The sequence below is a fragment of the Agrobacterium sp. DKPNP3 genome (genome assembly GCF_052686535.1).
In genome coordinates, this window is record NZ_JBQYSN010000061.1 from 23,545 (window position 1) to 30,513 (window position 6,969).

The following is a 6,969-nucleotide window of genomic DNA, read 5'->3' on the forward strand; positions in this document are numbered from 1 at the left end:
CGCCTCAATAATCGGTACTAAGCTTGCTCCAGCTTTCCGAGCACAGCCCACCGATGTAGATATCGCCGGCCAGCGCTTTTGACCTCAGCCCGTCATCCCGCGTCGCCATGCAGAAATAGCCATCATGACGGAAACTCATGTGGTTCTGGCGGTAAAGCGCGTTGATAAGGAACGGCTGCGCCATGCCGGTGACATGGGCGTAGTTTTCTTTATCCAAGTGGTGAAACAGCGTGTTGAGCACATCGTTTTCGCGACCGGCCTCACAGACGAGATTAAGCACATAGGCCGTTCGTCCCGGCTGTCCGAAAAACAGCGCCGCACCCAAGGGATGGCCTTCGGCATTCTCGATGGTGAGGGCCTTCAGTTGGCCGAGGCTCTCATTGGCCCTGCTCATCTCCATCAGCCAGTGGAACTCCTCGTGCGACCATTCCGGGCGGATGGAAAAGCGCTCGATCATGACGAGCGCCTGGCGGCGGAAGGTTTCGTCGTCGATGGCCTTCACGGTGGCGCCGGGCGCCGGCTGGGGAACCAGTCCCTTTTTCCATCTTCGCAGCAGCCGGTCCACAAAACCGAGAGCCGCGAGGGCGAGGGTGGTTTTGGCCAGTTTCGAACGGCGCGGCATACGGAGCGCGATCGTGCAGAAGGGTTTCAGCGCCTTGTGCCATTGCAGGCTTTCGATCGGCAACATATTGCCGCCGATCGCCACCCAATGATCGGCGCTGACGGGTGAGGCCGTATCGGAAAACAGCATGTCGTGCCTGGAGGCCCGCATGCCGCGCGACAGGCGTGCTGCCCCGAATGCCCCTTTCTTTCCGTCCGATGCGAAGGCGCAGAGCAGCCGTGCCGTGATTGTTTTTCCATTCACGACGAAACGCATGGGCACGGCGAGGATGACGCTCGTGATACCGTTTTCGCCGGCATCATAGACGACGCTTCCATTGTCAGGGCTGAAGGCCGGGCTACCGAAAAACAGCTTTTCTATATAGGCGCGTAAATCGAAGTTGCCTTTATCTGCGGTTTTCCTGAACGCGTTGTTGAGGACGGCATGAACGGCGGGCAAGTCTTCCCGGCGCATGGGGCGCACGCCGGGGACACCTGGCTGAGGCAGGATTTTTGTCGGCTGACTGACGTCGCCATCGTCCGTGTCGGCGTGTATCTTAACGTCCACCGCCTATCTCCCGCTTGTGCGCAATGGCGAAATCAACCTCCGGCAGCGTATATTTGAATTTATTAATATAAATATAAAACCTGCAATTCGGTTGAGCTGCGGATGACGCGTGGAGAACAAAATGAAGTATATCAATTATCTGAGCTGCTTTTCCTTGAATTATTTAAAGATTAACAAAACATACTTGGATAAGCAACCTTTGGATGAAATAGGTCCGGGTGATTTTGCCAAAACGCTTTGAAATCCGAAGTAAGTCGGCAAAGAGTCGAGCCTGTTTTTCGTTCGCGCCGGCAGTTTGTTACGGGAGGTGCACAGACAAAGTGCGATGCTTCCGGCGTTGACGGGCAGGGCGTCTGCCCCGGCCGTCGGCGACAGTGATATTTTGAAATGATTTTTCGCGGCAAATATGTAAAAGAGCCGATTGTTGCGCGCGTCTCTCCGATATTTCGCTAAACATGCGCGGCTCTCGTCTTTGTCATGGCGCACATGCGTTGCGCCGGTAGCTGAGGCGGTATTGTAAGAAACGGATCGGTAAGGTCAATCGATGGCAGATACAGGCGCCTGCGCGCTCGAAGCGGATGACATCCACAAGAGCTTCGGCACGCATGAAGTTTTGAAGGGCGTTTCGCTGAAAGCCCATAAGGGCGATGTCATATCGATCATCGGCTCGTCCGGTTCCGGCAAGAGCACTTTCCTGCGCTGCATCAATTTTCTCGAAACACCGGATCGCGGCCGCGTCATCGTCAATGGCGAGGAGATCGCCACGAAGGCTGGCCGCGACGGCAAGGTCGTGCCGAAACGCTGGCGACAGGTGGAAAAACTGCGCACCGGGCTTGGTATGGTATTCCAGAATTTCAATCTCTGGGCCCATCGCACGGTTCTTGAAAATGTCATTGAGGCGCCCGTTCATGTTCTCGGCGTGAGGCGGCATGAAGCGGTCGAAAAGGCCGAGGCCCTGCTGAATAAGGTCGGCCTTTACGACAAGAAGAACGCTTACCCCGCCTTTCTTTCCGGTGGCCAGCAACAGCGCGCTGCCATTGCGCGTGCGCTCTGCATGGAGCCGGCGGTGATGCTGTTCGACGAACCGACCTCGGCGCTTGATCCGGAACTGGTGGGCGAGGTGCTGAAGGTTATCCGCGATCTGGCCGACGAAGGCCGCACCATGCTGCTCGTTACTCATGAGATGCGTTTTGCGCGGGACGTGTCCTCCAAGGTCATGTTCCTGCATCAGGGCCGAGTGGAAGAAGAGGGGCCTCCATCACAGGTGTTCGGGAACCCCATAAGCGCCCGCTGTCGTGAATTTACCGGTGCTTTTACCAACTGATCCATGCCAGACGGCCAAAATTTAACAGGAGAGATTTGAATGAAATTTTTCGCAACGCTGCTTGCCGGAACGGCATTTGCGGTTTCCGCCTTCACCGCCAGCGCAGATGTCCGCTTCGGCATCATGAACGAATCCTACCCGCCTTTCTTCGCCAAGGACGCTACGGGCAAGTGGCAGGGTTGGGAAATCGATCTCCTGGACGCCGTCTGCGCGGAAATGAAGGAAAAATGCTCGATCGTCGAGCTGTCCTGGGATGGTCTCATCCCCGCCTTGCAGACCAAGAAGTTCGATGTCATCTGGTCGTCCATGTCGAACACGGAAGAGCGCCAGAAGGTGATCGATTTCACCGACAGATATTACAAGACGCCGAGCAAGCTGATCGGCGCCAAGGGCGAAAAGCCGGGCGCGGCGGCGGAAGACGTCAAGGGCAAGACCATCGGTATTCAGGTGGCGACCATCCAGTCCGAATATTACAAGAAATATTTCGCTGATGTCGCTGAGGAAAAGACATACCAGACGCTGGATGAGGCCTTCCAGGATCTGGCAGCCGGCCGCATCGATTACGTCTTCGGTGATTCCATCGTCCTGGATGCTTTCGTCAAAAGCGACGCCGGCAAGGATTGCTGCGCCGATATGGGCGATGTCGCCGACGACCCGGAAATCCTCGGTCTTGGCGTCTCCGGTGGCCTGCGCAAGGACGATACGGAGCTGAAGACCAGGCTGAACGCCGCTCTCGCCGCCGTCCGCGCCAGCGGGAAGTACGACGAGATCACCAAGAAGTATTTCAGCTTCGACATCTACGGCAGCAAGCCTTGATCGGTCGCGTTAATGGCAAGCCTTGAAACCACGCTGCAGCTTTTGTCACCCTATCCTCCGGGATGGGGCGGCACCCTTTTGAAGGGTGCGGCATCAACACTTGCCATTTCCGCCGGTGCGTATCTCATCGGCATCGTCATCGGGCTTGCCGGTGCCCTCGGCAAGCTCTCGAACAGCAGGCCGCTTGGCCTGCTGCTCAATCTCTACACCACGGCGATCCGCGCCGTTCCCGAACTCATTCTCATCGTCGGGCTTTATTATGCCGGCACGGATGGTTTGAACCGGCTGTTGCAACTGATGGGGCTGCCGCCGCTGGAGGTGAACGGGTTCGTGGCCGCCGTCGCCGTTCTCGGTTTCGTGCAGGGCGCCTATATGACCGAGGTGCTGCGCGGTGCCATTCTTGCCGTGCCGAACGGTCAGATCGAGGCGGCGCGCGCCTTTGGCATGTCGCCGTTCCTGCGTTTCCGCCGTGTGGTCCTGCCGGCATTGCTGCCGAATGCCCTGCCGGGCCTTGCCAATCTCTGGCTGGCGGTGACCAAGGACAGCGCATTGGTGGCTGTCGTCGGTTATCAGGAACTGGCGCTGGCGACGCGGCTGGCGGGGGCCAGCACCAAGCAATATTTCCTGTTCTTCCTTGCGGCGGCGTTCCTTTATCTCGCCATCACGCTCGTCTCCAATCTCGTCTTTTCGCTGCTGGAACGCCGGGTGCGGCGTGGCCAGCCGGCTTTGGCGTAGAGGGCGAAGGGCATGGATTTTTCATGGGTCGCCAAATATTGGCCGCTACTTCTCTCCGGTGCCTGGCAGACGCTGGCACTGCTCGTCATTTCCGTCAGCATCGGTTTCGTGCTGGCCATCGGCCTTGCCTTTGCGCAGGTCAGCGGCGGTCGGATGACGAGACTTCTTGCCCGCGGTTATTGCACCTTCTTTCGCGGCACGCCGCTGCTGATCCAGCTCTGGCTGCTTTATTACGGCGTCGGCTCGCTGCTGCCGATGATCCCGGGCCTGCGCCAGAGTTTCATGTGGCCGGTGCTGCGCGAGGGGTTTTTCTTCGCCGCCGTCAGCTTCACGCTGAACTACGCGGCCTATGAAGCCGAGGTTCTGCGCGGCGCGCTGCTGGCGGTGCCGAAAGGCGAGCTGGAGGCGGGACGGGCGTTCGGCATGGGCCGTTTCACCCTCATTCGCCGCATCTGGCTGCCGCGCGCCATCCGCATCGCGCTGCCGACCATCGCCGGCGAGGTGGTGATGCAGCTGAAAGCAACGCCGCTTGCCTTTACGGTCACCGTGATGGACCTCTACGCCGTGGCCTACAAGGTGCGGCAGGATACGCTTCTGGTCTATGAGCCGCTGATCGTCGTCACCGTTTTTTATCTCATTCTCACCGCCATCATCGCCCGCTGTTTCGGCCTTGTCGAACGGCAGGTGCCGGTCCGGCGGTAAATCGTTCAAGGAGTATGAACATGGCCACTTTGCGTATCCTCGATGGCGGCATGAGCCGCGAATTACAGCGGCTTGGCGCTGAGTTGAAACAGCCGGAATGGTCGGCGCTGGCGCTGATCAATTCGCCCGATATCGTGCGGCAGGTGCACCAGGAATTCATCGAGGCCGGTGCCGATGTCGTCACCACCAACTCCTACGCGCTGGTGCCGTTCCACATCGGCGAGGAGCGCTTTCAGAAAGATGGCGCATCGCTGATCGCCCTTTCCGGCAGGCTGGCGCGAGAGGCGGCGGATGCTTCCGGCCGTGATGTGCTGGTGGCCGGGTCGCTGCCGCCGATTTTCGGCTCTTATGAACCACAGAACTTTGATGCCACGCGGGTGCAGGGCTATCTGAACGTGCTGGTCGACAATCTTGCCCCTTCTGTCGATGTCTGGCTCGGCGAGACGCTGAGCCTGATCGCCGAGGGCGAAGCGGTGCGTCAGGCCGTTGCCGCAACGGGTAAGCCGTTCTGGATTTCCTTCACGCTGAACGACGATGCGGCGGCCGTTGCCGGTGGCGAACCCGCGCTACGGTCGGGCGAAACGGTGAAGGATGCCGCCGAATGGGCAGCGCAATCCGGTGCTTCCGCCCTGCTGTTCAACTGCAGCAAGCCGGAAATCATGAAAGCCGCCATCGAAACCGCCTCCGCCGTGTTCGCAGACAAGGGCGTAACGCTGGAAATCGGCGTTTATGCCAATGCCTTCGAAGGCGAACAGGGCGATTCCGCCGCCAATGAGGGACTGCACGGCACCCGCGCGGACCTGACCGACGATGTCTATTCGCGGTTTGCCTGCTCCTGGGCGGACGCCGGCGCGACCATGATCGGCGGCTGCTGCGGCATCGGTGCTGCCCATATCCACACGGTTGCGACAGCGCTGCGGCGTAAGGCCGGCTGACGCAGCTGGCGGTGCTTTTGCCGCCGCTATCGGGAACGATGGCGGCGGGCCGACGGCTCGCCGCTTTTTGTCCACCACCATTGGCCTCAACCATGGTTGAAACGCCGTCATGCCGTCCATCGTGTCCGCGACGATCATGTTTGCGTCGCTGCGATTGCGCATCGACGTCATGGCCGGATTACCAGCCACTATCCCTGATATCCCCAGCATCGCATCATGCTGCTGAAGGCGTAGCTCTCTGCTCGGGTCGGATAAGTGTCGTTTTGCACCTGCGGCAAGCTGCCGAAACCGCCGCAAACCCTTCGGGCTGATGTTGAGAGGCTCTATTCGGTTTCGGAAACCGAGTTTGCCGCGTTTCATGCGAAATAAACAAATTGTAAATATTTAGACTATAATTTTTACGGCGTAAAGTAAATAAAATAATATTATAAAGTACTGTTTGTCTTTTTTCTTAAGGTCGCAGTCTGGCGTTTCATCTGTGGGCTGCCGCCAGACTACCGCAACGAGAACCTGCCGTAATTTCAGGGGCAGGTGTCACCCGTTGTCGGCAGGTGCATGATGCAGGTTGCGACGAGGGCCGATGACGCGGCTGATGGAGCCTTGATGACGAAGGCGACTGACGTGCAATGTTATTTTTTTGCTGAACACCTCCGGCACGGGAAAGGAGCGGCGTCAATTTCAGGAGCTTCCCGTGTCATTTTTTAAGAACGCCAGTATCCGCACCAAAATCCTGTCGCTGATCTTGCCACTTTGCCTTGTGGGCCTGGGAGCGGTTGCCTTCATGGCCAGCCGTTACAAGGAAGCGGACACGCTCAATTCGAAATTCATCACCAGCGATAATGCCGCTCTCATCAAACTGGCGCAGGCAAACCGCAATCTCATCGCGCTGGGCTACAGCGCCTACCAGGTCATGGCCTATGACGCCAAGGGAGCGGAGATAAAGGTTTCCAAGGACGCCTATGAGCATGCCAAGGGACGACTGTTCGAGCGACTGAACACCGTTAAGTCGATTTTCCCCGAGGAGGCCGCCGAAATGGACTCCTTCCTTTCCCAATCAAAAGCCATCGTGGCAATGACGGACAAGGCTGTCGAGCTGGGACTTTCGGATCGTAACCAGGAGGCCGCCGCGCAGCTTTTAACGGCTGACGCCGCCATAAAAGCCACTTCCGCAGCGTTTACGGCGCAGGTGGAAAGGCTGGAAAAGGGCATTGCTGCAGAGGCTGAGCAAATGTCAGTCGATGCCAATTCGACCATTGTCACCTCGCTGGGGACCGTCGGCATTGCGTTCA

Annotated in this window: 6 protein-coding genes and 1 pseudogene; 6 read left to right on the forward strand and 1 reads right to left on the reverse strand. The window is 58.4% G+C overall.

The window, feature by feature from the left end:
* Positions 1 to 4: 4 nt before the first annotated feature.
* Positions 5 to 1,075 carry a GNAT family N-acetyltransferase gene (locus tag ACUTJJ_RS16605; RefSeq protein ID WP_296069290.1) on the reverse strand — a complete coding sequence of 357 codons (1,071 nt, stop codon included), beginning with the start codon at positions 1,073 to 1,075 and terminating at the stop codon, positions 5 to 7.
* A gap of 637 nt (positions 1,076 to 1,712) precedes the next feature.
* On the opposite strand from ACUTJJ_RS16605, the gene ACUTJJ_RS16610 reads away from it, so the two are divergent.
* The 6 genes and pseudogenes from ACUTJJ_RS16610 to ACUTJJ_RS16635 form a co-directional block, all read left to right on the forward strand.
* Complete coding sequence (locus ACUTJJ_RS16610) at positions 1,713 to 2,492, forward strand: ABC transporter ATP-binding protein (RefSeq protein ID WP_445542825.1); 780 nt, start codon at positions 1,713 to 1,715, stop codon at positions 2,490 to 2,492.
* Between the two features lie 39 nt (positions 2,493 to 2,531).
* On the forward strand, positions 2,532 to 3,308 hold the full coding sequence (locus tag ACUTJJ_RS16615; protein WP_445542826.1) for a transporter substrate-binding domain-containing protein: 777 nt from the start codon (positions 2,532 to 2,534) through the stop codon (positions 3,306 to 3,308).
* Between the two features lie 12 nt (positions 3,309 to 3,320).
* Entirely contained in the window at positions 3,321 to 4,043 is a 723-nt protein-coding gene (locus ACUTJJ_RS16620; RefSeq protein ID WP_144577091.1) for an ABC transporter permease, read from the forward strand.
* Between the two features lie 12 nt (positions 4,044 to 4,055).
* On the forward strand, positions 4,056 to 4,745 hold the full coding sequence (locus ACUTJJ_RS16625; protein ID WP_063948274.1) for an ABC transporter permease: 690 nt from the start codon (positions 4,056 to 4,058) through the stop codon (positions 4,743 to 4,745).
* Between the two features lie 20 nt (positions 4,746 to 4,765).
* Positions 4,766 to 5,680 carry a homocysteine S-methyltransferase family protein gene (locus tag ACUTJJ_RS16630; protein ID WP_445542827.1) on the forward strand — a complete coding sequence of 305 codons (915 nt, stop codon included), beginning with the start codon at positions 4,766 to 4,768 and terminating at the stop codon, positions 5,678 to 5,680.
* Positions 5,681 to 6,371: 691 nt separating this feature from the next.
* Positions 6,372 to 6,969: pseudogene (locus ACUTJJ_RS16635) on the forward strand (methyl-accepting chemotaxis protein); the annotation flags it as partial.